Source organism: Streptomyces sp. B1866 (assembly GCF_031932565.1).
Lineage (GTDB): Bacteria > Actinomycetota > Actinomycetes > Streptomycetales > Streptomycetaceae > Streptomyces.
The window spans coordinates 1-1,333 of sequence record NZ_JAVSCF010000515.1; the positions used below are offsets into that span (position 1 = coordinate 1).

The following is a 1,333-nucleotide window of genomic DNA, read 5'->3' on the forward strand; positions in this document are numbered from 1 at the left end:
TTCACCGTCTCCGAACTGCTCCAGAACATCAGCAAGCACAGCGGCGCCCGCACCGCCACCGTCGACGTCTGGCGCTCCGACGACCGGCTGCTGATGCAGGTACGGGACGACGGGCACGGCGGCGCCACGCTGGACGGCGGCAGCGGCCTCGCGGGGCTCGCCGAGCGGCTGGGCTCGGTGGACGGCCTGTTCGTCGTGGACTCCCCGGACGGCGGGCCGACGTCCGTCACCGCCGAGCTGCCCTGGCGGGACCGCCGGCCCGGCGAGTAGCCGGGCGGGGTGGGGTTAGCCCCACGGTCGACAGGCCCACTCGCTCCATGGCCCGGCCCGTCCCCGGCCGCGACCCTGGAAAGCAGACGGACCCCGCGCCCCGAGAGCCAGAAGGACGGACGTACGAGACATGGCCACCGCATACGAATCGGAGTACGGCTCGCAGCAGCCGTACGGACCGGGCAGCGAGCCCCGGCGCTCCGCGGTGCCCGCGGCGCTGCGCGCCCCGTTCGAGGCGCGCACCTGGCGGGAGCTGTGCTACCTGGTGACCAGCCTGCCGATGGCCATCGTCACCTTCACCTTCGCCGTCACCATGCTCTCCCTCGGCATCGGGCTGCTCGTCACCTTCCTCGGCGTGTTCGTGCTCGGCGCGGCCCTCGCGGGCTGCCGGGGGCTGGGCGTGGTGGAGCGGGCCCGGGCCCGCCGTCTGCTGCGCGTCGACGTGGCCGACCCCGAGCCGCTGCTGGACCCGCGCGGGCGGGCCGCGGGCCGCCGCGGGCCGCTGGCGTGGTTCGGGCGGCTGGTGAAGAGCGGCACGTCCTGGCGGCACGTGCTCTACTCGCTGGTCCACTTCCCGTGGGCGGTGTTCGCCTTCTGCATGGCGACGGTGTTCTGGTGCAACGGCTGGCTGATGGTGACCTACCCGCTGTGGAAGTGGGTCTTCCCCGCCTACACCGACCAGCCGGGCCTCCAGCTCTTCGGCGACGGCGACGGCGGGGGCCGGGACTTCTACCTCGACACGCCCTTCGAGGTCGCCGCCACCTGCGCGGCCGGCGCCCTGGTGGTGCTGGCGACGCCGTGGATGATCCGGGGGCTGGCCGCGGTCGACCGGGTGATGGTGTCCGGGCTGCTCGGCCCGTCCCGGCTGGCGACCCGGGTGCGGGAGCTGGAGTCGGACCGCGGCGCGGTGGTCGACACCGCCGCCGCCGACCTGCGCCGCATCGAGCGCGACCTGCACGACGGCGCCCAGGCCCGCCTCGTCGCCCTCGCCATGGACCTCGGCCTGGCCAGGGAGAAGCTGGAGGAGGACCCGGAAGCGGCCGCCCGCATGGTGGACGAGGCC

2 protein-coding genes are annotated in these 1,333 nt (G+C 74.8%); both read left to right on the forward strand.

Features of this window, described 5'->3' with window-relative positions; translation table 11 throughout:
- Window positions 1–270: sensor histidine kinase (locus RKE29_RS29875; RefSeq protein WP_369016073.1), on the forward strand; the 270-nt coding region annotated here is incomplete at its 5' end.
- Between the two features lie 130 nt (window positions 271–400).
- On the forward strand, window positions 401–1,333 hold a 933-nt coding region (locus RKE29_RS29880; protein WP_312008842.1), incomplete at its 3' end, for a sensor domain-containing protein.